Source organism: Nocardiopsis tropica, assembly GCF_042660575.1.
Classification (GTDB): domain Bacteria; phylum Actinomycetota; class Actinomycetes; order Streptosporangiales; family Streptosporangiaceae; genus Nocardiopsis; species Nocardiopsis tropica.
On the sequence record NZ_JBHSUF010000003.1, the window covers coordinates 182155 to 205497 of the forward strand.

Here is a 23343-nt window from a genome sequence, read left to right on the forward strand (position 1 = left end):
GCCACCGACCGAGAGAGGCACCCATGTCCTGGAGCCACGTCATCGAGACCCACGACCTGCTCGACACCCCGACCGCGGACGGGGCGTCCGTCGCGGAGTACCTGCGCCGCCACGGGGCGGCCGACGGCGAGGTCGCCGTCGAGACCGTCGCGGGCGAGGGGGGGTCCACCGACTTCGTCCGGGTGACGATCCCCGGCACCGACGGCGCGTCGTCGGGCGGTTCGGCCCCCACCCTGGGCATCCTCGGCCGCCTGGGCGGCCTGGGCGCGCGCCCGGAGCAGATCGGCTTCGTCAGCGACGGCGACGGCGCCCTGACCGCCGTCGCCGCGGCCGCCAAGCTCCTGGACATGCGCCGTCGGGGCGACACCCTCCCGGGCGACGTCGTCGTGGCCACCCACATCGACCCCGACGCCCCGACCCAGCCCCACGACCCGGTCCCGTTCATGGGGTCGGTCGTGGACCAGGACGTCAGCAACCGGCACGAGGTCCTGCCCGCCATGGACGCGATCCTGTCCGTGGACACCACCAAGGGCAACCGGGTGTGCAACCACCACGGCATCGCCATCACCCCGGCCGTGGTCGACGGGTGGATCGTCCGCGTCCCGGAGACCCTGCTGGACATCGTCTCCCGCACCACCGGCCGCGCCCCGGTCGTCATGCCGCTGACCATGCAGGACATCACCCCGTACGGCAACGGCGTCTACCACGTGAACTCGATCCTGCAGCCGGCGACGGCCACCGCCGCGCCGGTCGTGGGCGTGGCCATCGTGACCGAGACCGCCGTGGCCGGGTCGGCCACCGGGGCCACCGACCTGCGCAGCGTGGAGACCGCCGTGCGGTTCGCCGTCGAGACGGCCAAGGACTACGGCCGCGGCATCGCGCACTTCGTCGACGCCGAGGAGGTGCGGCGGCTCCAGGACCTGTACGGCAGCATGTCCCACCTGCGCGGCGCGGGCGCGCCCGCCGGTTCCTGAGGGGAGACGGCGCCGCCCTGCCCGTGGGGAGCACGGGCAGGGCGGCTTCCGGGGCCGTGGCCGGTCGCGGTCACGGCCCCCGTGGTCCGGCCCCGCTCGCCCGGACCACGCCTCGGCTCCGCGTCCACCGTCCAGGAGGTGCGGAGCCGGAGGCTCAGGCCCGGTCGGAGCCGTCGGAGACCGCTTCGGGGGTCCGGGGCGGCTGCGACAGGGTGCTCATGCCCTCGCCCGACAGGACGGAGTGCACCCCCACGGCGACGGACCCGATGGTGTCCACGCCGTACTGCATGCCGTCGTTGCCGTCGGTGAGGACGACGACGTCGTAGTCCCCGACCGGCGTGTCCCGGAACCCGCCGATGCTGTTGATCCGCCAGGTGTCGGTATTGTCGTAGGGCAGCCAGCCGTTCTTCAGGTAGACCTCGGCGCCCGACGGAGCCCCGGTGGGCACGCCCCAGCGCTGCTCCTCGGTCACGTCGCCCATCAGGCCGCGGGCGTAGGCGCGCTCGTCGGCCCCGAGCACGTCGTTGTCGCTGCCGAGCACGTCGAGCAGGGTCAGCTGGTCCCCGACGTTGATCTTCATCAGACCGACGTACCCCTCGGGGTGCAACTGGGTGTCGTCCATCCCGGCGAGGTCGAGGAAGCCCTGGATGCGCTCCGGGCCGAGCTGGTTGCGGAGCTCGACCGCGGAGTCGTTGCCCGACACGGTGATCATGTCGGTCGCGAGCTCGTGCTCCCGTGCGGTCAGCTCCCTGCCCTCGTCCATGGCCGTGCGCAGGAGCGCGCCGAGGACGACGACCTTGCCGACGCTGGCGGCGTCGAACCGGGTGTCCGCGCCGAGCTCGCAGACGAGGTCCCCCTCGAAGGCGGAGACCCCCACGGCGATGGTGCCCTCCCGTAGGGCGGCCTCCTGTCTGATCCGCTGGTCGAGCCGTTCGGCGGTCTCGGGGTGCGCCTCGGAGGTGCAGACGGGCGAGGGCCCGGTGCCGGCGGCGGCGGTCGCGGGCAGGACGACGGCGAGTCCCGCGGCGAGCAGGCCGGTGAGCGCCGCTGCTGTGGCTCGTCGGGGGGCCGCACTCGTTCGGTCAGCGGACATCGTGTGTCTCCTCAGGATGATCGGACGTTCTGTGGTCGGATGTCGGTGGCCAGGGGCCCGGATCGGGGCGGAGCATGAAAGGGAACGCCGGAACGACGACCGGCACGTCAGGAACACGCCTTCTTCACGGACGCCCGGTCCGAGCCGATGTTCATCTCCGTTTCACTCTCCGATCACCTCGCATGGACAAGGGGACAGGGAACGACATCTACGCACGTCGGGTAAACCGCTGAACCCGACCGCGCATTCGACTTACCCACCTTTTCACCGGGACCGGAAGAATTTACCAAGACCTCACCCAGGGGTCGAAGCCGGGTCCTGCATGCCCACAACCGCAGGGCTTCCAGAGGGAACCACATCCCCCGGAACGAAGTCCGGGTGAGGAAAAACACGGCTTCCGATGCTCGGGAAACTCACAGTTCAGAGCGGAACGCATAAGCATCCTGCCCTCCGCGCGCACTGCCGGTCAATGCCCTCATGAAACGCACACATCTTCTTCACAGTGCACTGAGGACGGAGCCGTTCCGTTCCTCCGGGGAAATGTCCGGACCGGGTCCCGGACCGCCTCCCCGTTTCGCCGGTGGGAATCTCCTGGTGAACGTCCTGCGAAAAGCGTCAGTCGTCCGTCCCGCCGCGCAGCCCCCACGACGGGACGGACGGCGGTCCGGGGGTCGCGGGGGCGGGCGCCCGTGGCGACGCCCGCCCCCGGCGGTCACGGTCGGACGGCGGCCGCGACGATGGCCTCGACCTGGCCGGAGATGGCCGCGCGGTTCTCCTCGAACTCGGGGTCGGTGACGCCGCCGCCGGGCCCGAAGTGCAGGATCGGCGTGTGCACGTGCCCGGCCGGGATGTCCAGGCCGGTGGCGTCGCGCAGCAGGGTGTTGCGGTAGGCGATCTCGTTGGAGAGGTAGTTGCCCCCGCCCCCGGCCCGCGCCTCGGATCCGGGCGTGGGCCCGTCCGGGCGCACCACCGGCGTGGTCCCGCCCGCCGGGATCTCGGTCACCTGGGTGTTGTCGACCACGGGGAAGGGCTCCCCGCCGGTCTCCCCGATGATGGACGGGTGGTCCAGGGAGGAGTCGGACCACTGCGGCTGGGGGGTGACGGTGGGGACGCCGTCGGGGATGGGGGCCGTCTCCGGCGTGCCGACCGACTCGTTGTCCGCGGCGCCGCCGCGCCAGGCGCCGTTGTGCGCCTCCAGGTCGAACCGGCCGTCCCGGCCCTGGCTGACGGTGATGACCGCGTCGGCCGGCCGGTCGCCGGTGTAGTGCGGCAGGAGGGCGTGCTCGACCATGCCGTCGGTGAAGTCGCGCCAGCGCACCGGGAAGAGCATCGCCTCGACGACCGCGACGCCGTCGCCGGTCTCGATCACCGCTCCGTCCAGGGCGAGGGCGGCCGCACCGGAGGGGTTGGCCTGGCGGATGTCGTTGTCGAGCTGGAACGGGTCGAACCCGGTCACGACGACGCGGGACACCCCGGGGCCGCCCGGGTCCCCGGCGAAGCCGGCGTCGTCCTGGCCGCGGGAGCGGCGGTCCATGTCGGCCACGAGAGCCTCGCGGTCGGCCCCGGCCAGCTCGAAGCCCGGTTCCCAGCGGTGCAGGGCCGAGGTCATGCCGAGCCGCGCCCAGTAGAGCGGCCGGTCGTCCCCGGCGCTGAGGTCCCCCTCGACGACACCGGTCCCGCGGACGCGGTCCACCGCCTTGCGCCAGAGCGCGTCGGCGTGGCGCGCGACGATCTCGCCCGCCTCGTCCGTGTCGGAGGCCGCGCACAGCTCCTCGGTGAAGCGGTCCACGTCCGCGGCGAACCCGGATCTGGCCAGGATCTCCTGCGGGACCTCCCCGGCGATCCGCGCCTCCTCGACGGTGGCGCCCTCCTCACCGAGGCATGCGGGCGTCGGCTCGGCCTGCGCCGGGGCGGCCAGGGCGAGGGCGGGGGCCAGGATGAGCGCCGAGGCGGCGACGCGGGGGCCCGCCTGCCGGATACGCGCGCCCGCTCCGCTGCGGCTCTGTGACCTGTTCGACAAGATGTCCTGTTCCTTCCGGTCGTTCCACTTCCTGGTGCCACACCACGCTAGGGAACGGACCGGTGCGGGTCATCGGCCGGGGGTACCGGGACGGCCGTACCCGGACGTCGGCCCTGCGCCGGCCGGGGCCGACGCAGGCCGGGGGCGGCGCCGCGCGGTGCGCTACGCCGCGGTTCCCTGGGCGAGCGGCTCGGGGTGGAACCGCTCGAAGCGGTCGCGCCCGGTGTACATGTCCCAGTAGTGCAGAGCGGTCGGGTGTTGTCACAGGTCGGACCGCATACGGCTTCTTCCTTGATGGGAGCACCCATCGTTCAGCCATCACCGACTCCCACCTAGTAGTACTTCGTTGAGTATCTGATTTCTCGGCTCGGTCCCGCCATCATGGACGCGTGGATCCGGCCGCTGTAGAAGAGCTGCGCGAGGACCTCGATGCGTTCTGCGCCGAGGTCTTCGCGTCCATCCCCGCAAGGACTCCCGGGCCTGGGGCAACTGCTACCTGCGCGGTCTGATGCTGGACGGGCGGCGCAAGTCCATCCAGCCCATAACCGAGCGCCTCCCGGACGGCAACATGCAGGCCCTGCAGCAGTTCGTGGGCCAGTCCCCGTGGGAGCACACCCCCGTCCAACGACGCCTGGCCACCAAGGTGAGTAAGGCGATCACCCCGGATGCGTGGGTGATCGACGACTCGGGCCTGCCCAAAGCCGGCGCCGAGTCGGTGGGGCGGCCCACCAGTGGTGCGGGGCCCTGGGCAAGCAGGCGGTGTGCCAGAGCGCGGTGAGCCTGCACGCGGTCACCGATGCCGCCTCCGTCCCCCTGGCATGGCGGCTCTACCTGCCCAAGGACTGGGCAGACCCCCAAGAGCCGCGTCGGGCCAAGACCGGGGTGCCCGACCAGGTCGACCACCGGGAGAAATGGCGGCCGGCCCTGGACATGGCCGATGAGACCCGCTCCTGGGGGCTGGCCGACCAGGTGGTGGCGGCGGATGCCGGCTACGGGCAGTTCCATGGCTTGCGCCACGGGTTGGCCGAGCGGGGCCTGGACTACGTGGTCGCGGTGCGCGGTGATCTGAACGCCCATCCCGGTGGGGCGGTGCCCCAGGCGCCCGAGCGGTCCGGGCCGGGGCCGCGTCTGCCGTGCTACCGGACCCCGGCCCGCTCGTTGAAGGACCTAGCCCTGGGACAGGGGGCGCGCCGCGTTGCGTCGGTGCACGTGGCGGCAGGGCTTGTTTCGTGCCGGGTGTGATGGAGGCTCTGGCATGTACCGGCTTCGGTGGAGCCGTGTTTTCGGATTCTCAGGCCACGGTGCTCGGTAGTCTCTTCTCGAACTCTACGGGTGTCAGCCAGCCGATCGCCGAATGCCGCCGTTGCCGATTGTGGAAGATCTCCAAATACTCGAAGATCGCGTTGGCCAACTCCATGCGGGTCCTCCACCTGCGCCGATCCAGCAACTCGACCTGCATACGCGACCAGAACGACTCGATGACGGCATTGTCGTAGCAGTCCCCGATCGATCCCATCGAGGGCACCAGCCCGGACTCCTTGGCCCGACGCGTGAAGGCCCACGACCCGAACTGCACGCCATGATCGGAGTGAATCACCGTCCCCGGGTTTGGTTCACGGTTGTCGATGGCCATCCCGAGCGCGTTCGTGGTCAACGCCGCCGTAGGCGAGGAATCGATCGCCCACCCGACCACACGCCGCGAGCACACGTCCAGCACCACCGCGCAGTACACCTTGCCCTGGCGGGTGGGATGCTCGGTGATATCGGTGACCCACAGCTGATCCAGGCCCTGGCGGGCGAACCGGCGATCCACCAGGTCGGAAGAGACCAGGTCTGGACGCGCACGCCGCCACTTCGGGCGGCCGGCGATCCCCTTGACGCCGGCCCGGGACATCAGCATCGCCACCGTCCCATGCCAGACGCGTAGTCCACGGCCCAAGGTGAGTTCGGCGTGCACCCGCCGCACCCCGTAGACGCCGTTGGATGCGGCGTGGATCTGGCGGATGGTGTCAGTGAGCAGCACATGCCGGACCGAGCGGGCCGAGGGTCCGCGGTCGCGCCAGGCGTAGAACCCCGACTCGGACACCCCCAGGACCCGGACGGCGACCTGGACCGGATGTCCCTCGGTGGCCGTCACCGCGATCGCCGCGAACCGTCTTTTGGGGGCACCACCTTCCCCAACAGCTCACTGGCCCGGCGGTGGATGGCCAGTTCGGTCTCCAGTTCGGCGATGCGCTTGTTGGCCGCGGCCAGCTCGGTCTTCTCGGTGCTGGTCCTGCCCGGGGCCAGGCCTTGGTCGATGCGGTCCTGGCGCCGCCAGGCGTAGATCGTCTCGGTGCTGATGTCCAGATCGTGTGCCACGTCCGCGACGCTGCGTCCGGCCCAGGCCAGGTCCAGGACCTTGCGGCGGAACTCGGCGGGGTATCCACGACGTCCCACGATGCCCTCCTTCAAGGGTCACGTGGTCCCAGGATCCAGAAATCCGACTCCGAAAAACGCAGGACACACCATCATCTGACCGATGCCGAACTGCCCGGTCATTAGCCTGTTCTGCTCTGACCTGGTCAAGTGCTCGCCACGCACCAGGAGGCGAGCTTTCTCCACTTCCCTCGGTGCGGGCCTTGAGTATGCCGCAGCGGCACGGTTTCTAATTTGTTGCGCCACCTCACGACTTCAGACCGGGACACGGTCGACCACGACAGGAACCGACATGCCCACGATGACACCCTCAACCCGTCCCCGACCCCGACCCGTCGCCGGCACAGTCACCCTCTGGACGTTGCAGGTGCTGCTGGCCGTCGTATTCGCGTTCATCGCCCTCCCGAAGGCGATGGCCGACCCCATCGCCGTCGCGCCGTTCGAGCTGATCGGACTCGGCATCCCCGGCATGGTCGTCGTCGGCTGGCTGGAGCTCGCCGGGGCGATCGCGCTGCTCATTCCCCGGCTGTGCGGCCTCGCCTTGTTCTGCCAGATCCCGCTGATGATCGGCGCGACGGTCCTGAGCGCCATCGCGACCCCGGACCTGGTCGCCATCCCGGCGGCCACCCTGGTCCTCGTCTGTGTCGTGGCCTGGTTCCGCCGACACGACACCGCCGCCCTCGTCCGGACGGTGCGTCGCTGGCTCGGGGCAAACCAAGGCGAATTCCAGGAGTCGTCGCAACACGTGAGGTCAGTTGGTTGCGGCGAGTAGCTTAGCGAGGCGCTCGGCTGGGGTTTCCCAGCCGAGCGTTTTGCGTGGGCGGGAGTTCAGCTCGACAGCGACCGCGTCCAGGTCCTCGCGGGAGTGGACCGACAGGTCCGTGCCCTTGGGGAAGTACTGACTGAGCAGGCCGTTGGTGTTCTCATTGGAGCCGCGCAGCCAATTGCGCCACGCCACGAAAAGCCCCGGCGCACCGAAGCCCCGAAGCCCCGAACACGACTTTCCGTGATCGTTCAGCATGAACGGCCACAAAATGGGCGATACCCGGATACGCGCTCCCGCTAGGCATGGAACCACCGAAGCGGCGCCTGCGTTTAAAAGGGTGGGGACAAGAACAGTAGGAGCGTGGCGATGAAACACCGAACCCACCTCGGTCTGACACTATTAGGACTTTCCATCTCATGTGCTATTCTTGCGCCTCTTGCGTGGAGTATGGTGATTTGGTATCTCGGGGCTGCGTTGTGGGTTGGGGCCGCGGCCTTCTTCTGGCAGGCAGCTCGGTCCTTGTGGGGCGGGGCTGCAAGCAGGCTGCCAGCAGGGCATACGCCGGACTCTCCCAACCTTCGGCCGACAGCGGCCTCCCACCTCCCGGGTATCGCGCCGCCCGACGCCGGGCCGCGGGCAGCGGCGGAGCGAGCGGAACAGAAAGAATTTACGGACGAGTTGCACGAATCCGTTGCGGGCGTCTTTGGGATCATGAAGACCGTCGTGGTTGTGTGCACGATCGCCGTCCTGGGACTGATCGCCCAGTTCTCCGTGCTCCTGGGGATCTGGGCCTTCTCCAGAAGCAGCCTCCTTGAGGGTTTTTTCTTGTTCGGCTTTGTCGGCTTCCTGACCTGGTATGGCCTGGGCCCCCTGCGGAAGTTCTGGAGCCCGCAAAGCATGCTCAACCAGGACGGAGATGATGGTGGCGGAGGTGAGTGAGGCTTCCGCGGGGAACTCGCGGTAGCCGAAGGTGGCGTGGATCTGCCAGGTGTGTCAGTGGGCCGGTTCTCCCGAAGCCACGGGAGCCGCAAGGTAGCCCGGGGCGAGGATAATCGCTACATGATTTAGCGGTAGACCCCACCAGGGTTCGCCAACGATCCGATAGCGCCTTCGCTCGCATCTGTCTAGATTGGTTGAGCAAGGAACGGCGAACAATTGGGAGCAGCGGTGGGTGGGGGCCAACACGTGGGCGGGTTCCGTCTGGTGCGGGAGCTGGGCTCGGGCGGGTTCGGCACGGTCCACCTGGGCCAGGACGCCGTCGGGCGGCGCGCGGCGGTCAAGCTGCTCCACCCCCACCTGGCCAAGGACGCCCAGGTGCGCCGCTACTTCTCCCAGGAACTGGTCAACGCCCGCAAGGTGCAGGGGTTCTGCCTGGCCCAGATCGTGGACGCCGACGCCGAGGCCGACCGGCCCTGGATCGCTACCGAGTACATCGAGGGCCCCACCCTGTCCCAGGCCGTCCGGCAGGACGGCCCCCGCACCGGCGGGGACCTGCAGCGCCTGGCGGTGCAGACCATCACCGCGCTGAGCGCGATCCACGCCGCCGGGGTGGTGCACCGCGACCTCAAGCCCGCGAACATCCTGCTGGGTCCGGACGGGCCGCGGGTGATCGACTTCGGGATCGCCCGCGCCCTGGACGCCGCCGAGACCTCCACGGCCACCCGGATCGGCACCCTGGGCTACATGGCCCCCGAGCAGATCGAGGGCACCACCCTGGGGTCGGCCGCGGACCTGTTCGCCTGGGGTGCGGTCATGATTCACGCGGCGACCGGTTCGGAAGCCTTCCCCGGCCCCACCCAGGCCTCACGCATCAACCGGGTCCTCAACCACCCGCCCCAGACCGGGGACCTGGCCGACCCGCTCCTGGGCATCGTGCTGGCGTGCATGGCCAAGGACCCCGACCAGCGACCCACCGCACGCCAGATCCTAGACATGCTCCTCACCGGCCGCACCACACCCCCTCGCCTCGAAACACCCGCCACTCTCTCCGAAGATGACGAAGATCCCCGACTGCGCCACGCCGCCGAGGGCGGCAACACCCGCGCCATGAACAACCTCGGCATCCTGCTCCAGGAGCAGGGCGAGAAGGATGAGGCCGAGGACTGGTACCGGCGCGCCGCTGAGGGCGGCAACACCCGCGCCATGAACAACCTCGGCATCCTGCTCCAGGGGCAGGGCGAGAAGGATGAGGCCGAGGACTGGTTCCGGCGCGCCGCTGAGGATGGCCACCCCCGCGCCATGAACAACCTCGGGTACCTGCTGAAGGGGCAGGGCGAGAAGGATGAGGCCGAGCAATGGTACCGCCAAGCCATTGCCGAGGACGGCAACTACACCCGCGCCATGAACAACCTCGGGAACCTGCTGAAGGAGCGGGGCGAGACGAGGGAGGCGGAGGCCTGGTACCGCCGCGCGGCTGGGGCGAAGGCATAAGCGCTTCCCCGGCCTGATGTGCTCTTCAGCTCGGTGCGGGTGGCTGGATGGCCTTGTTGGGGGCTAGGAGGAACGCTCCAGGATTTACGAGCTGGTGCGTGATAGCGGGTGAAGCTCCGCTGAAGAGTCGTGACATGCTCTGGCTGTGGCGATCAAGCTCAACCGCGCGGTCCTGGCCCACCCCTGGTTTACCGGTATCTCCCGTCACCACCTGGCCGCGCTCGTCGAGGAACTGGCCCACCCCTGGGAAGTGGCCGTGGAAAACCACAAGAACCAGGTCCGGGGCGGGTCGAGGAAACGGACAGCTGGGGCGGGTGCCCGGCACCGCCTGGTCTTCGTCGACCGCCTGGTGGCCACTCTGATCCACCTGCGCCATGACCTGCCGCACGCGGTCCTGGGCCTGCTGTTCGGGGTGGACCGCTCCACTCTTCCCCCGCGCCGTCGGCCAGATCCGCACCCTGCCGGCCGAGCGTGGACACGCGGTCCCGAACCGCCCGGGGGTGCGTCTGCGCACCTTGGAAGACGTCTTCGCCCACGCCCACGCCGAGGGTGTGGAACTGCGGCTGGACGCCACCGAGATCCAAGTCCGGCGGCCACGCGCGGGACGGGGCGGCCGGCGGGCGTTCGTCTCGGGCAAGAAGAAGCAGAACACGATGAAGGCCACCGTCGTGGCCGACCACCACGGGCGCACCTTGTGGACCGACACGATGCGCCCAGGTCGGATGCACGACGCCACCGCGGCACGCATCGAGGGCATCGACTCCTGTTTCCGGTTCTTCCCGCAGGTAGAAGTACTACTGGATGACGGTTATCCGGGTCTGCGACGTGACCACCCGCAGCAGGCCCGCACTCCGCCGCGCAAACCGAACAAGAGTGCCCTACCCGAGTTCCATGAGCAGTGGAAGCACCACCGCCACGCGCATTCGGCAGATCGAATCACCGTCGAGCACGCCCTGGCCGACCACAAGCGCTGGAAGCAGTTGACGCGCTGGACCCATCGGCGGGAGAACCTTCCGGCCACCTACCGGGCCATCGCCGGGCTGGTCTGCGACCGCACCGCGAACACCTGACCAGCACCGCGGACGGGTCCACCATGCCTCACCCGCTATCACGCACCAACTCGTAAGGCCTGCTGCCTTCACTGGGAGGCCGCCCGGGGACCGCTCCCCCACCCGCCGCTGAATCCGCGGCAGACGTACGAGGTGATGGGCGGACTCGCCGGCACACGGTAGCGGGGCAACCGGGCGCCGACACCCGGCCGCGAGCCGGACCGGCTGCGGCCGCCCGGCCCGTGTGTCCGGCCCCCGACCGGCCACCCGGCCAACAGTGCACGGATGCGAGTCTCCTCGCTCCGGCGGCCGGCCATACACCTGCAACCGGGGCCACAGGTCCGCCCGTTCGGCCTCGAGCGCAAAAATGGAATCGGCGCGAGATCCCAGGGCGGCACAACCCCCGGCACGCCGACCCGCGCAGACGCCTACCGTGGAGAATTTTCCCTGATGCCCACCATTCATTCGAGCGACCCCGACTTCCGCGTGTGCCGGATCAGTTTCCCCACCCTGCTCGAAATCCAGCTGGAGGCGGAGGAGCGGGGGTGGGGAACCCGGTGGAGCTCAGAGCATGCGCTCCGCAGGCAGGTGAAGGAAGAAGACGTCCTCCTCCAATCGTTCATGCGCGAGGAGCGGGGAGGGGTCGTGCGGTCCTACCGGTGCCTCCTGATCTTCTCGACCCCCGAGGGAGGAGGCGGCGGCATGACGACGATGGACCTCAACCCTCCAAGATTTTTCTCACTGGAGAGAATCGACCGCGACCCCGACGTGAGGAAGGTCTTCGTCCGGTTGTTCTCACTCGCCATGAGCGGCATTTCCATGACCGCCAAGCAGTAACAGGACGAACCGGCTTCCGGTGAACGCCGAGCCCCTGCCCCCAGGCCCTGCGAGGCGGCTTCCCCGGGCCGGGGCCTTCACGCGAAGGCCCCGGCCCGTACCCCGGAGTCGGCGGGGCGGTTGCCCGCCCCCGCGGTGGTCAGCCCCCGTTGGACTGGCGGATCCCCTCGCCCAGGGCCTCGAACGAGTAGACGAACCCGCCGTCCTCGCCGCTCACGGTCATGTACGCGTCGGTCGTGCCCGGTGCGATGGCGACGTTGGTCGCCGACTCCAGGCCCTCGGCGTCGTCGGACGGCACGCTCACCGTCGCCAGGTGCTCACCCGTCGAGCTGTACACGAAGATGCTCGGCTGGCCGTGGACCGCCTGGTAGAGGTTGCCCTCGGCGTCGACGGCGATGGAGTCGATCCGGCTCGTGCCGCCGTCGAAGTGGATGGCGGCGTGGGAGGTCACCACCGAGGTCCCGTCCTCGTCGAGCTCGTAGTGGTCGACGCGGTTCGCGGCGTACTGGCCGACCCAGAGGCCCCCGAAGTCCTCCCTGAACGAGATGCCGTTCGGTGCCGGGAGCTCGTCCGCCAGGACGGTCGCCTCGGCCGTCTCCCCGTCGATCCTGACGACCCGGCCCCGGGGCTCCCAGGCCGGATCGCCGAACCCGGTCGAGTCGCTGACGTACATGTTCCCCGCCTCGTCGAAGGCCAGGTCGTCCGGCTGCATGGGCGTCCCGTCGACGTCCCCGGAGAAGAACGTGGTGTGGTCCTCCCCCTCCGGGGTGATGCTGTCGATCCTCCCCCCGGCGAAGTCCGTCAGGTACAGCCGGTCGTCGAGCGGGCTGAACTGGGCCGACGTGTACGCGCCGTCCCCGTGCGTGAAGACCGGTTCCACCTCGGCGGAGCCGGTGTCCACCCTGAGCACCTTGGGCTCCCCGGCGGGTGCGGTGACGTCGACGACCAGGAGGCCTCCGTCCGGGGCGAAGGTCGGCCCCTCCAGGAGGGTCATCCCCGTCTCCTCGTGGACGGAGGTGACCTGGACGAGCAGCTCGGCCGTCCGGTCCCCCTCGCCGTCCGTGCTGGTGGCGGCGGCGTCGGCGCAGCCCGTCGCCGCGACCGCGAGGACGAGGGCCGGAAGCGCCCGGGCGATCACCGTGCGTCGCGTGGTGCGGCGGTGCGGTTCCATACGGTTTCCCTTCGGTCGGGGCGGACGGGTCACGGCTTCGCGCCCAGGACGTCGCCGATGCTGCTCTTGCGCCAGTCCCCGAGCAGCCGGTGGAAGGCGACGGGGCCGGGGCTGTAGGAGGAACCGCCGTGGACGCCGGCCCCCTCGCGGTTGTAGTAGCCGGGCGTGCACTCGGCCTGGAACGCGGAGTTGTCGTGCGCCGTCTCCCGGACGGTCCGGCCCCACTCGTCGGCCGCCTCCTGCGAGGGCTCGACCACGGGAACGCCGCTCTTGCGGGCCTCGGCGACGACGGCGGCGATGTGCTCGGCCTGCTCCAGCAGGATGTGAGCGAAGTTCACGGAGTTCGCGTTCTGCAGTGCCCCCAGGTGGAAGAGGTTGGGGAACCCGTTGCTGTAGAAGCCGTGCAGCGTGCTGGGCCCGCGGCTCCACGACTCCAGCAGTCCCCGACCGCCGCGCCCGCGCACCGGCAGCGTGCCGGACATGACCCCGGAGCGGCCCACGTCGAACCCGGTGGCGAAGACGACGCAGTCGACGGGGTACTCGGTGTCCCCGACGACGATCGAGTCCTCGGTCATGCGCGTGATGCCGCCGTGGTCGGCGGTGTCGACGAGGGTGACGTCGGGCCGGTTGAAGGTCTGGAGGTAGTGGTCGCTGAAGCAGGGCCGCTTGCACATGTAGCGGTACCAGGGCTTGAGCAGTTCGGCCGTGGCCGGGTCGTCGACGACCTCGTCCACGCGGGCCCGGATCTGGTTCATCTTCCGCGCGTCGACGAGTTCGTCGATCCTCTCGCGCTCCTCCGGGGGGAGGCCGGTGTCCAGCGTGCCGGTGATCATCTTGCGCTGGAGCCGCGCCGTCGACGTCCAGCCGTCCCGGGTCAGGTCGGTCCCGACCTGTTCGCCGGAGACGATCGCGAGGAAGTTCTCCATGCGCTCGCGCTGCCAGCCCGGGCGCAGGGACGCCGCCCACTCCGGGTCGGTGGGCCGGTTGTCGCGCACGTCCACCGAGGAGGGGGTCCTCTGGAACACGTACAGGTGCTGCGCGTCGCGGCCCAGGTGCGGGATGACCTGGACGCCCGTGGCCCCGGTGCCCACGACCGCGACCCTCTTGTCCGCGAGGCCGTCGAGTCCGCCCTCCTGGTCGCCGCCCGTGTAGCCGTAGTCCCACCGGCTCGTGTGGAAGGTGTGGCCCCGGAAGGTCTCGATGCCGGGGATGCCGGGCAGCTTCGGCTGGGTGAGCGTGCCCGAGGAGGTGATGACGAACCGGGCGCGCATGCGGTCGCCGCGGTCGGTCTCGACCACCCACTCGTCCGCCTGCTCGTCCCACTCCAGGCCGGTGACCCGCGTGTGGAACAGCGCGTCGCGGTACAGGCCGAAGGTCTCGGCGATCGCCACCGCGTGCTGCCGGATCTCCTCCCCGGGGGCGTAGCGCCACTTGGGCACGTAGCCGACCTCCTCCAGCAGGGGCATGTAGGAGTACGACTCGATGTCGCAGTGGATGCCCGGGTAGCGGTTCCAGTACCAGGTCCCGCCGAAGTCGCCCGCCTCGTCCATCATCCGGAGGGACTCGACGCCCGCCTGCCGCAGCCGCGCCCCGGTGGTGAGCCCGCCGAACCCGCCGCCGATGACGAGCACCTCCACGGTGTCCGTCAGCGCCTCCCGCTCGGTCCGCGGGGTGTACGGGTCCTTCGCGTAGTAGCCGAACTCGCCGGCGGCCGTGCGGTACTGGGTCGCTCCGTCGGGGCGGATGCGGCGGTCGCGCTCCCGGGCGTATCTGGCCCGTAGCGCTTCGAGGTCCACCTCTTCGATCTGGTCGTCGATGTTCGAGGTCGCGCCGGAGGCTGTGGTCATGTGCCGTCCTCACTTCGTTGCCGACGTGTCGCAGCGGGGCGGCGGGCGCGGGGCCGGAGGTCCTCTCGGGGGCGGCGGCGCCGCCCGACGGGGCTCCGCGGGGGATCGGGGCGTTCGTCACGCGCTGCGACGGAGGTGTCTGTGAACCGTGCTCAAAAAGGTTAGCATCGTCCTAAGTATTGGAGTCGGGGGGTGGCCCGCGCGCGGCGATCTATCATGGCGGTATGCCACGAGAGGTGACTGAACAGGGCGAACACGAACGCGAACGCATCGTGAACGAGATCCAGACCCTGAACGGATCCATGGAGGAGGCCGTACTGACCGCCCTCCTCCAGAACCTGCTCTCGATGGACCTCACGATCCAACAGCTCAAAGTGCTGATGATCCTGGTCACCACCGAGGAGGGGGCGACGGGGAGAAGCCTGTCCGCCTCGTTCGGCGTCTCCATGGCGTCGATGTCCGGCCTTCTCGACCGGCTCGTGGGCCAGGGCGTCGCCACGCGTTCGACCGACCCCCACGACCACCGCGTCCGCCGCGTCCACGCCACCCCCCTCGGCACCTCGGTCGTACGGCGCCTGGCCGTGGCACGCCCGTTCCGCAGGGACATCCTCATGGGCCTGCGCATGGAGGACCTGCGCGCCCTCGAACAGGGCTTCCGGGCGGTCAGCGAGCAGATCTCCCTCATGGGCGAGCGGGACTGACCCCCTGCGGGTTCCCTTCTTGCCATACACCGCTTAATTCGACCGGCAATATACACAAGAAGACCGATTTGTTCTTGAGGCGGCCCCGGGAAAAACAACGGGCAGCCCGAAATTTTCGCTCTTTCGTGCGACCGCACCGCTTACCGGAGTCCCCCGTTCGACAGTCGGGTCCGCTCCGGGATTCCCGCACAAGGGAATTCCGGCGAAGCCGGAAAGGGGACCCCCGGACCGCCTCAAACAGGGCCATCACCCCAGGCGCCACCTGCGACAGTCCTTGCCACACGGGCTCTCGGACGGGGCCGGCGCGAGGCCGCGCCGCCCCCGGTTTCCGACCCTCCGCGCGCACGCTCGGGAAACACATCGCCCGCCCGCCATTCCCACCGGGGGAAATCCCTTTCCGGCGGCCCCCGGGTCGGGAGCGGGAAAACCGGAGGGGGAATTCCACCACCCCGCGGTTTTCCCCTCCACCTCACGGGGATACCTCCCCATGCGGTCGGCGCCGGGACCGGCGAACCACGGCGGCACGGTCCGTTCCGGGACGTTCGAGGACGGGGCTCCCGCCCGCGGTCGGCGCCGCAGGCGACACGGGACCGCGGAGAGGGCCGCACTTCCCCGGACACGGCCCCCTCCCCCACGGCTAAGAGAGGTGCGCAGAGCATGACCGAAGCACGAGCGGATGCACCGGCACACGGCAGCACCCCCCGGGAACCCGGGGGCACACGGCTCACCCTCGCCCAGGTCCTGGAGCACCCCGCGCTGGGGCCCCGCGACCTGCTGCCCGCCCGGTTCCGCGGCCCGCGGAGGGTGACCGGCGACGGATGGGTGGGGTTCGCGACCAGGCTCGAACGCGGTGAGGAGCTCTCCCTCGTCCAGAGCCTCATGGCAGCCAACCGTCACGTGCTCGACGTCGGCGGCGGCATCGGGGAGCTCTCCCGCGCCGTCGCCGCCCGGATCGGGCACTGCACCACCGTCGAGCCGCACGCGCAACTGGTGGAGTCGATGCGGGACGAGGCCGCCGAGGCCGGGGTGAGCGTCTTCGCGGGAACCGCCGAGGACCTCCCCTTCCCCGACGCCTCCTTCGACGCCGTCTACGGCGCGTGGGTCCTCCCCTTCGTCGACGACGTCGAGAAAGCCGTCACGGAGATGGTCCGGGTCTGCGACCCGGGCGCCCCGGAGGCGAAGATCGTGCTGATCGTCGGCGGAGCCGACAGCGAGGTCCTGGGGCTGTTCAACGACGTCTGCGCCCCGGTCTCCGGCGACCCCCGCGACCACCACGGCTACCTGCTGGCGACGGCCGCCCGCCTCCTCGCCGAACGGGGCTTCGGGGAGTTCTCGCTGCACCGCACGGAGGCCTCGGTCCGCTTCGCCGAGGAGGAGCCGGCGAAGCGCGCCGCGGCGGCGGCGACCGTGCTGACCGACTTCTGGTACCAGCTCCACCCCGGGGCCGACGAGGTCAGGGCCGCCCTGGAACCGGCCCTGGAGCGCCACTTCGCCGCCCGCCCCCACGGGATCGGCGACCAGGGCGCGGTCCTGGTCGCCCGTCCCGGTTCCTGACCCCCGACAGCCGTGCCGGGGCGGCACGGACGCCTCCGTCCGCCCCGGACCACGGCCCCGACGGGGGCTCCATCGGTTCGGTTTCTCCGATCACGAGGACGACGATGCTGGACACGCCGACACGGCACGGTGAGATCGCGGGCAGGGCCGAGCTGGTCGCGAGACTGCGGTCGGCCCACCACCACAGCAGGCGCACGGGGCTCACCTCCCACGTGGTCACGGGGGAGCCCAAGGTGGGACGGACCAGTCTTCTCGCCTCGGTGTGCCGTCCCGCACCGGGCCACGACGGCCGCGCGGCGTTCATCGCGTGCTCCCGGCACGCGAACCGGCTGGTCGCCGCGCTCGCGGACGACCTGCTCCGGCTGGCCGCCGACCACCGCCCCGCGGAGCCGCAGGGGCCGGAGGACGCCGCCGCGCGCCCGCGGGCCCGCGTCGACCCGGGTGGCGCGCCCGCGCGGGAACCCGCCTCGGACGGCGTACCGGCCGGGTTCCGGGAACTGGTGGAGTCGCTGACCCGGGACGCCCCCCTGCTGATCGCGCTGGACGACGTCGACCTGGCGGGCCCGGCCTCGCTCGTCCGGCTCCGGGACGCCCTGCGGGACGTCGCGCACCTGCCGGTGACCCTCGTCGCCTCGACCAGGAGCGGCGAGCCCCCCGTGGCGCCCTCCGAGCTCGCGGACCTGCTGCTCGGCGCCCGCACCGCCACCCTGACCGGCCTGTCGGTGCGGGAGACCGGCGCGCTGCTGCACGAGCGGCTCGGCCGCCGCCCCGACGCCGGCCTCGTCGACACGTGCCACCGGATCACCGCCGGCAACCCGTTCATGGTCGGCGCCGTGGGCGACTGGATACGGGCCCAGGCGGTCCCTCCACGCACGGCGGCCTCACTGCGCGAGGCCGTGATCCCCTCCGTGGCCGAGGCGGTCATCGGACGGGCCAACCGCGTCGACCACCGGGCCCGGCGGGTGGCCGAGGCGATCGTCGTGGCGTCCACCTCCGGCGAGGCCGACCCGGCGCTCGTGGCGCGCCTCAGCGGCACCCCCCTCGAGGACACGCTGGCCACACTCGACCTCCTGGTCCGGATGCGCCTGGTCACCGACGACCACGCGGTGGCGCTCCGCCACCCGCTGCTGGGCACCGCGCTGCTCGGCTCGATGACCGTGATGAGCTGCAACGCCGCCCACCTGGCCGCCGCCACCTTCCTGCACCGGCGCCGCGACGCCGGGCAGCGGCCGGCCCGGCACCTGGCGGCGTCGACGGTCCCCCTGGACACCCCCTGGTCGGCGACCGCCATGATCACGGCCGCCCGGGCCCCCGACACCTCCGCCCGGGACCGGGTCCGCTACCTGGAGTACGCCGCCCAGGCCGGGACCGAGGACGCCTGGGCCCGCGTCGCGCCCGAACTCGCGTCCGCCCGGATCGCTCTCGACCGGAGGACGGGGCTGCGCGCCGCGGTGGAGATACTCGGCCGCACCGCCGACGCGTCGGTCCGCCGCCGGCTGCTCGGCCTGATCGGCGCGACGCTGTGCGAGGACGACCGCCGCGACGACGAGCGCGCCGTCCTGGACGCGGTGCGGGACGTGGTCGCCGGCACGGAGCGCGAGGACTGGCCGCGGTCCTTCCTGGCCTACGGCCGGTCCATGGCGCCCGTGCCGACGGCCCCCGCGGCGGGCGCCCGCGGCGCCGGCGGCGCGGCTCGCCCTCCCGCCGCCACGGCCATGGGGGCGCTGTCCTCCCACCAGCTGGACGGGGTGCCCGCGGTCGCGCTCGCCGAGGCGCGCGAGGCCCTGGACCACGACCTGGACGACCTCCTGCTGCACCCGGCGGCGCTCCCCGCCGCGCTGTCGGTGCTCGTCGGCTGCGGCCACCAAGCCGAGGCGTTCGCGCGCCGGCGCGCGCTCGTCGACGACCTGGACCGCCTCCCCCGCTGGGTGCGTGCGGAGGTCGAGCTCGCCGAGGCCGCCGGGCACTACGCCGCGGGCGACCTCCAGGCGGCACGGCACGTGCTCACCGAGCGGCTGTCGGACCTGCCGGCCCACGCGGGCCACGGCTACGGCAGGTTCCGGACCCGCCTCGTCGGCCTGCTGGCCAACGTCCAGCTCGACCTGGGCGACCCCGCCGGGGCGGAGGCCCTGCTGCGCCGCCACCACCACGAGGGCCACGTGCCGCCCGCCTGGTACGACGCCGACGTCCCGCTCGCCCGGGCGAGGCTGCGCGTGAGGGCCGGTGAGCTGACCGAGGGCGCCGAGGAGCTGCTGGGGATCGTCCGCCGCCGCGAGGAGGCGGGGGCCGCGGGGCCGGGGACGCTCTGCTGGCGGAGCGAGGGGGCCGTGCTCCTGGCCAAGACGGGGGCACGCGACGAGGCGCTGCGGGTCGCCCGCAGGCAGCTGGAGTTCGCCGAGGGGACCGGCTCGCCGCAGGAGCGCGCGCGGGCACTGCGCGTGTGGGGCTCGCTCTCCGGGGGCCCCGCGGCGCTGGAGCTGCTGCACTCGGCGGTCGACCTGCTCCAGGGCACCGGGCACGACCTCGAGACGGCGAGGACCACAGCCGAACTGGGGACGGTGCTGGCGCGGCTGGGGCGGCACAAGGAGGCGGTGGCCGCGCTGAGCCGGTCGGCGGGGCTGGCCGTCGACCGGGGGGCGCGCGACCTCGCCGACCGCGTACGCCTCCAGCTGGTGGCCCTGGAGGGGCGCGCCCCGCAGGACGTGTCGGTGCGGGGCATCCTCGCCCTGACGCCGCGCGAACGGGAGATCCTGATCGACGCGCTCCTGGGCCAGGCCAACAAGACGATCGCCGGCAACCGGCACATCACCCGCCGCACCGTGGAGCTGCACCTGTCGAGCGCCTACCGCAAGCTCGGCATCTCCGGCCGGGGCGAGTTCGGCAAGGTCCTCGGCGGTCCCGGGACGTGGGAGATCCTGGTCGGCGGCCCCTGACCGGGTCCGGCGCCACTTCGGTACCGCGCGAGAACATTTCGGTCGCGGGCCGTGATGTGCCCCGGTCGCGCCCGCACGACACTGTGACCACATGACAGCCGCCGGGGCCCGGGCGCCGCCCCGGCGCCGAGCCGCCCCATGGGGATGGAGATGCCGATGGAAGCACAGGACGCGTTCCACGACGATGCCGCGCGCGACCCCTTCACCGCGGTCGTGGTGTTGTCCGGGGGGATGGACTCCACGACACTGCTGGCGCACTTCGCGGCGCTGCGGTTCAGGTTGGTGGCCCTCACGGTCGACTACGGGCAACGGCACCGGAAGGAGATCGACTCGGCACGGGAGATCGCCCGCCACTACGGTGCGGAACACCACGTGCTGGACCTGTCGGGACTGGGGTCGCTGCTCACGGGCTCGGCCCTCACCGACGACCGGGTGACCGTCCCCGACGGGCACTACGCGGAGGAGGCCATGCGCGCCACGGTCGTCCCGAACCGCAACGCCGTGCTCGCCAACCTCGCCGTGTCGATGGCCGTGGCCCGCCGGGCCGACACGGTGGCGCTCGGGATGCACGCCGGCGACCACTTCGTGTACCCGGACTGCCGCCCGGCCTTCGTCGACGCGCTGCGCAACCTGGTGGCGGTCGCCAACGAGGGGTTCACCGCACCGCGCGTCGAGACCCCCTTCATGACGTGGTCCAAGGCCGACATCGCCCGGCACGGCGTGCGCCTCGGCGCGCCGCTGGGGCTCAGCTGGTCCTGCTACAAGGGGGGCGACATCCACTGCGGGACGTGCGGGACCTGCTACGAACGGGCCGAAGCGTTCCGGGAGGCGGGCCTCACCGACCCCACCGAGTACCTGGACGGCGACGCGCGCTTCGCCGCGCCCTGACCGCTCCCCGCACGGAGCGGTCAGCCGCCGGGACGGGCGTCCGGGCCCCCCTCCGCGACGCCGCCCGGGGCCTCCTGACCGGGCCGCCCGGGCCGATCCGGGCCTGATCCGCGCGAGACCGCGCGTCCGGGGCCGTGGCACGCCGTGCCACGGCCCCGACGCGTGTGCGCGGGGGCGCCCCCGGGCCCGCGGCCCGGAGGCGGAGGGGCGCGGGCCCGGGGGTTCCCGCCCGGGTCCCGGGGCGGACCGGCCCATGGGGACGCCGGAGCCGGCCGCGGACCATCCTTCGTCGGCGCTCCGCAGATCTCTCGGTGGTGACCGTGATGCGCTTGGGGAGCGTCGCGCCCATCCTCGGAGTCAGGGAGGTTCATCCATGCCCTTCGGTTTCTCGACACGGCGCGCGTTCCCGGCGGGCCGCCGACCCGGCGGTCCGGGACCGGACCACACGCGCGCCCGCCCCCGCGGCCGTGACCACGCCGTGGGACCGGCCCTCCCGGCCGGCGCGGAAGCACCGGGCGCGGAGGCCGCACGGGACCGCGGCGGCCTCCTGGAGTCCTCCCACCGGGCGGGCCAGGAACTGGACCACCGGTATCCGAACGACGCCGTCACCCCCGGCCCCACGGCGCGGGACCCGCGCCGCCGGGTGTCCGGACGGTGGGCGTCCCGCTATCCGGAACCGGGCGCGGCACGCGCCCCGGGGACGGTCAGGACATGGGCGGTGTACAGGCCATGAGCACGGCTTCTCGCTCGAACACGGAAGGGGGTGAGGCCATGGACACGCCGAATCTCGTGGTGAACGAGATCTTCGGCCCCACTAGACCCTCCAGGGGGAAGGGCCTTCACTGGGACGTCGTTGCGCCTTCGTCAGGCTGGGCGGGTGCAACCTGTCCTGCAGCTGGTGCGACACTCCCTACACCTGGGACTGGACCGGGAAGGGCGATACGGGAATCGCCTACGACCCCAAGAAGGAACTGCAGAAGATCCCCTACACGCAGGTCCGCGACCGCCTGGTCGCCTACGGGGTTCCGCTGATCGTCGTCTCCGGCGGCGAACCGCTGAACCAGCAGACCAGGCTCTACCCGCTGGTGCGGGACCTGCGCGACTCGGGGCACGACGTCGAGATCGAGACCAACGGGACGATCGCCCCGGACGCCCGGCTCGCGGAGCTGGCGCGGTTCAACGTATCGCCGAAGCTGGCCCACTCGGGGGACCCGCTGCGCAAGCGCATCGTCGGACGGGCCCTGGAGGCCCTGGCCGCGGTACCGGGGACCGCGTTCAAGTTCGTGTGCCGCACCGAGGCCGACCTCGCCGAGGTCGGGGCGGTCGTCGAGCGGTACGGCATCGGCTCGGTCTGGGTGATGCCCGAGGGACGGACCCAGGACGCCCTGGACCGGTCCCTCGCCCAGATCCGGGACCCCGTCCTGGCACGCGGTTGGAACCTGACCACCAGACTGCACATCACGTTGTGGGGCGATCGGAGAGGCGTATGACGCTGGCAGACCTTCCTCAGGAGTCCACCGTGCGCGATCCGCTGGAGAGCGTGGCACGGCAACTCCTCGTCGAGATCGGCGAGGACCCCGACCGGAGCGGACTGGAGGACACCCCGCGGCGGTTCGCCCGGTGGTGGCGGGAGTTCAGCAACTACCAGGCCGGCCGGGTCGAGACGCACTTCCCGCTGCGCACCGACGGGCAGATCGTCATGATCTCGGACATCACCGTGTGGTCGCTGTGCGAACACCACCTCCTGCCGTTCTCGTGCGTCCTGACCATCGCGTACAAGCCCGCGGACCACGTGCTCGGGCTGTCCAAGTTCGCCCGGATCGCCCACCGCCACGCGCACCGCCTCCAGGTCCAGGAACGCCTGGTACGCGACATCGCCGAGGACATCACCAAGGTGACGGAGACGGACGACGTCGCCGTCATCGGCCGCGGCGAGCACCTGTGCATGACCATGCGGGGCATCCGCACCCCCGCGCTCATGACCTGCTCGGTGTTCGAGGGGGTCTTCCGCGAGTACGGACCGCCCCGGGAGGAGTTGATCAAGATCGCCTTCCCCGGGAACTGACCGCCCCCGCCCGATCCTCCCGGTACCGGGAGGACAGACCGCACCGTCGGGGCCCGGCCGTTCCGGGCCCCGGCGCCGGACAGCCCCGAACCGTCAGCGAACGCATCCGGCGGTCGGCGGCGTCGTAGGCGGTGTGGCCCACGATCAGCGCCTCCGGCAGGACGGGCTCCCCCACCATGTCCCACCACAGGTCCGGGTCCCGCTCGATCCGCGTGCTCCGGACGACGTCCCCGGCGGCGTCGGCGCGCAGGATGTGGGCGGGGTCGTGGTCAGCGTGCCGACGCACCACCACCGCTTCGGAGGTGTCGATCGCCAGGGTTCGGTCCCCGGCCCCCCGAGCGTCCGGGGGCGAGCCCGGACGGGTTCGCCGGCGGCCAGGGCGAAGAGTCCGACCCGGGCCAAGACCGCCAGAAGAAGTCACGCTGGTCAGCGCGGGGCAGGCGTTTCCCACCTCTCGGAGGTGGGACCCGAGAAGGTCGACGTTGGTCTGACGTCTGTACCAGGTCCGGACGCGCTGCAAGAGGTGCTGCTGTGCTGGACAGGCGTGTGTTCCACCTGTAGGCGTCGCCTCGCTCAGCAGCACCCGCCCGACACGAG

At 71.4% G+C, this 23343-nt stretch carries 19 protein-coding genes and 3 pseudogenes; 15 read left to right on the top strand and 7 right to left on the bottom strand.

What is annotated here, in order from left to right; all coding sequences use genetic code 11:
- Nucleotides 1-23 precede the first annotated feature (23 nt).
- Nucleotides 24-974 carry a DUF1177 domain-containing protein gene (locus ACFQBR_RS06440; RefSeq protein ID WP_267949501.1) on the top strand — a complete coding sequence of 317 codons (951 nt, stop codon included), beginning with the start codon at nucleotides 24-26 and terminating at the stop codon, nucleotides 972-974.
- A gap of 154 nt (nucleotides 975-1128) precedes the next feature.
- On the opposite strand, the gene ACFQBR_RS06445 is transcribed toward ACFQBR_RS06440, so the two are convergent.
- Both ACFQBR_RS06445 and ACFQBR_RS06450 read right to left on the bottom strand, forming a co-directional pair.
- Nucleotides 1129-2067, bottom strand: a complete 939-nt coding sequence (locus ACFQBR_RS06445; protein ID WP_344178595.1) for a serine hydrolase — start codon at nucleotides 2065-2067, stop codon at nucleotides 1129-1131.
- 712 nt (nucleotides 2068-2779) lie between these two features.
- Nucleotides 2780-4087, bottom strand: a complete 1308-nt coding sequence (locus ACFQBR_RS06450) for a pyroglutamyl peptidase (RefSeq protein ID WP_465264160.1) — start codon at nucleotides 4085-4087, stop codon at nucleotides 2780-2782.
- A gap of 508 nt (nucleotides 4088-4595) precedes the next feature.
- On the opposite strand from ACFQBR_RS06450, the gene ACFQBR_RS06455 reads away from it, so the two are divergent.
- Nucleotides 4596-4865 carry a transposase gene (locus ACFQBR_RS06455; protein WP_378552398.1) on the top strand — a complete coding sequence of 90 codons (270 nt, stop codon included), beginning with the start codon at nucleotides 4596-4598 and terminating at the stop codon, nucleotides 4863-4865.
- Nucleotides 4847-5329, top strand: a complete 483-nt coding sequence (locus ACFQBR_RS06460) for a transposase (protein WP_378552401.1) — start codon at nucleotides 4847-4849, stop codon at nucleotides 5327-5329. The genes ACFQBR_RS06455 and ACFQBR_RS06460 overlap by 19 nt, the downstream gene beginning before the upstream one ends.
- A 49-nt stretch (nucleotides 5330-5378) precedes the next feature.
- Here the strand turns inward: ACFQBR_RS06460 and ACFQBR_RS06465 are convergent.
- Nucleotides 5379-6526: pseudogene (locus tag ACFQBR_RS06465) on the bottom strand (IS3 family transposase).
- Between the two features lie 280 nt (nucleotides 6527-6806).
- Between ACFQBR_RS06465 and ACFQBR_RS06470 the strand changes: the two are divergent.
- A complete protein-coding gene (locus ACFQBR_RS06470; protein WP_378552403.1) occupies nucleotides 6807-7277 on the top strand; it encodes a DoxX family protein in 471 nt (156 codons plus the stop codon).
- Here ACFQBR_RS06470 and ACFQBR_RS06475 read toward each other — a convergent pair.
- Nucleotides 7257-7448, bottom strand: a pseudogene (locus tag ACFQBR_RS06475) (transposase); the annotation flags it as partial. The gene ACFQBR_RS06470 and the pseudogene ACFQBR_RS06475 overlap by 21 nt on opposite strands.
- A 534-nt stretch (nucleotides 7449-7982) precedes the next feature.
- On the opposite strand from ACFQBR_RS06475, the gene ACFQBR_RS06480 reads away from it, so the two are divergent.
- The 5 genes and pseudogenes from ACFQBR_RS06480 (at nucleotide 7983) to ACFQBR_RS06495 (ending at nucleotide 11587) form a co-directional block, all read left to right on the top strand.
- On the top strand, nucleotides 7983-8210 hold the full coding sequence (locus ACFQBR_RS06480; protein WP_267949494.1) for a hypothetical protein: 228 nt from the start codon (nucleotides 7983-7985) through the stop codon (nucleotides 8208-8210).
- 246 nt (nucleotides 8211-8456) lie between these two features.
- Nucleotides 8457-9701: a serine/threonine-protein kinase gene (locus ACFQBR_RS06485; RefSeq protein ID WP_267949493.1), complete on the top strand. Its 1245-nt coding sequence runs from the start codon at nucleotides 8457-8459 to the stop codon at nucleotides 9699-9701.
- 256 nt (nucleotides 9702-9957) lie between these two features.
- Nucleotides 9958-10116 (top strand): annotated as a pseudogene (locus ACFQBR_RS33655) (transposase family protein); the annotation flags it as partial.
- Between the two features lie 85 nt (nucleotides 10117-10201).
- Nucleotides 10202-10771, top strand: a complete 570-nt coding sequence (locus tag ACFQBR_RS06490) for a transposase family protein (protein WP_344178600.1) — start codon at nucleotides 10202-10204, stop codon at nucleotides 10769-10771.
- 429 nt (nucleotides 10772-11200) lie between these two features.
- Entirely contained in the window at nucleotides 11201-11587 is a 387-nt protein-coding gene (locus ACFQBR_RS06495; protein WP_344178602.1) for a hypothetical protein, read from the top strand.
- Between the two features lie 139 nt (nucleotides 11588-11726).
- Here ACFQBR_RS06495 and ACFQBR_RS06500 read toward each other — a convergent pair whose 3' ends face one another.
- Both ACFQBR_RS06500 and ACFQBR_RS06505 read right to left on the bottom strand, forming a co-directional pair.
- The gene (locus ACFQBR_RS06500; RefSeq protein WP_344178603.1) at nucleotides 11727-12758 is read right to left on the bottom strand and encodes an SMP-30/gluconolactonase/LRE family protein; all 1032 of its coding nucleotides are present in this window, start codon (nucleotides 12756-12758) and stop codon (nucleotides 11727-11729) included.
- Between the two features lie 29 nt (nucleotides 12759-12787).
- Nucleotides 12788-14605 carry a flavin-containing monooxygenase gene (locus tag ACFQBR_RS06505; RefSeq protein ID WP_344178604.1) on the bottom strand — a complete coding sequence of 606 codons (1818 nt, stop codon included), beginning with the start codon at nucleotides 14603-14605 and terminating at the stop codon, nucleotides 12788-12790.
- Between the two features lie 224 nt (nucleotides 14606-14829).
- Between ACFQBR_RS06505 and ACFQBR_RS06510 the strand changes: the two genes are divergently transcribed.
- The 6 genes from ACFQBR_RS06510 to folE all read left to right on the top strand — a co-directional run bounded on the left by ACFQBR_RS06510 (nucleotide 14830) and on the right by folE (nucleotide 22746).
- Nucleotides 14830-15306: a MarR family winged helix-turn-helix transcriptional regulator gene (locus ACFQBR_RS06510; protein ID WP_344178607.1), complete on the top strand. Its 477-nt coding sequence runs from the start codon at nucleotides 14830-14832 to the stop codon at nucleotides 15304-15306.
- 657 nt (nucleotides 15307-15963) lie between these two features.
- The gene (locus tag ACFQBR_RS06515) at nucleotides 15964-16860 is read left to right on the top strand and encodes a class I SAM-dependent methyltransferase (RefSeq protein WP_344178610.1); all 897 of its coding nucleotides are present in this window, start codon (nucleotides 15964-15966) and stop codon (nucleotides 16858-16860) included.
- A gap of 104 nt (nucleotides 16861-16964) precedes the next feature.
- Nucleotides 16965-19793 (top strand): AAA family ATPase, encoded by a 2829-nt coding sequence (locus ACFQBR_RS06520; RefSeq protein WP_344178612.1) that lies wholly within the window; start codon nucleotides 16965-16967, stop codon nucleotides 19791-19793.
- A 156-nt stretch (nucleotides 19794-19949) separates the two neighbouring features.
- The gene (gene queC / locus ACFQBR_RS06525; RefSeq protein WP_267949485.1) at nucleotides 19950-20681 is read left to right on the top strand and encodes a 7-cyano-7-deazaguanine synthase QueC; all 732 of its coding nucleotides are present in this window, start codon (nucleotides 19950-19952) and stop codon (nucleotides 20679-20681) included.
- Between the two features lie 884 nt (nucleotides 20682-21565).
- Nucleotides 21566-22171, top strand: a complete 606-nt coding sequence (locus tag ACFQBR_RS06530) for a 7-carboxy-7-deazaguanine synthase QueE (RefSeq protein WP_344178670.1) — start codon at nucleotides 21566-21568, stop codon at nucleotides 22169-22171.
- Nucleotides 22168-22746 (top strand): GTP cyclohydrolase I, encoded by a 579-nt coding sequence (gene folE, locus ACFQBR_RS06535; RefSeq protein ID WP_344178613.1) that lies wholly within the window; start codon nucleotides 22168-22170, stop codon nucleotides 22744-22746. The genes ACFQBR_RS06530 and folE overlap by 4 nt, the downstream gene beginning before the upstream one ends.
- On the opposite strand, the gene ACFQBR_RS06540 is transcribed toward folE, so the two are convergent.
- Nucleotides 22721-23032, bottom strand: coding sequence for a hypothetical protein (locus ACFQBR_RS06540; protein ID WP_344178615.1), 312 nt, complete (start codon nucleotides 23030-23032; stop codon nucleotides 22721-22723). The two genes, folE and ACFQBR_RS06540, sit on opposite strands and share 26 nt — an antisense overlap.
- Nucleotides 23033-23343: the final 311 nt, after the last annotated feature.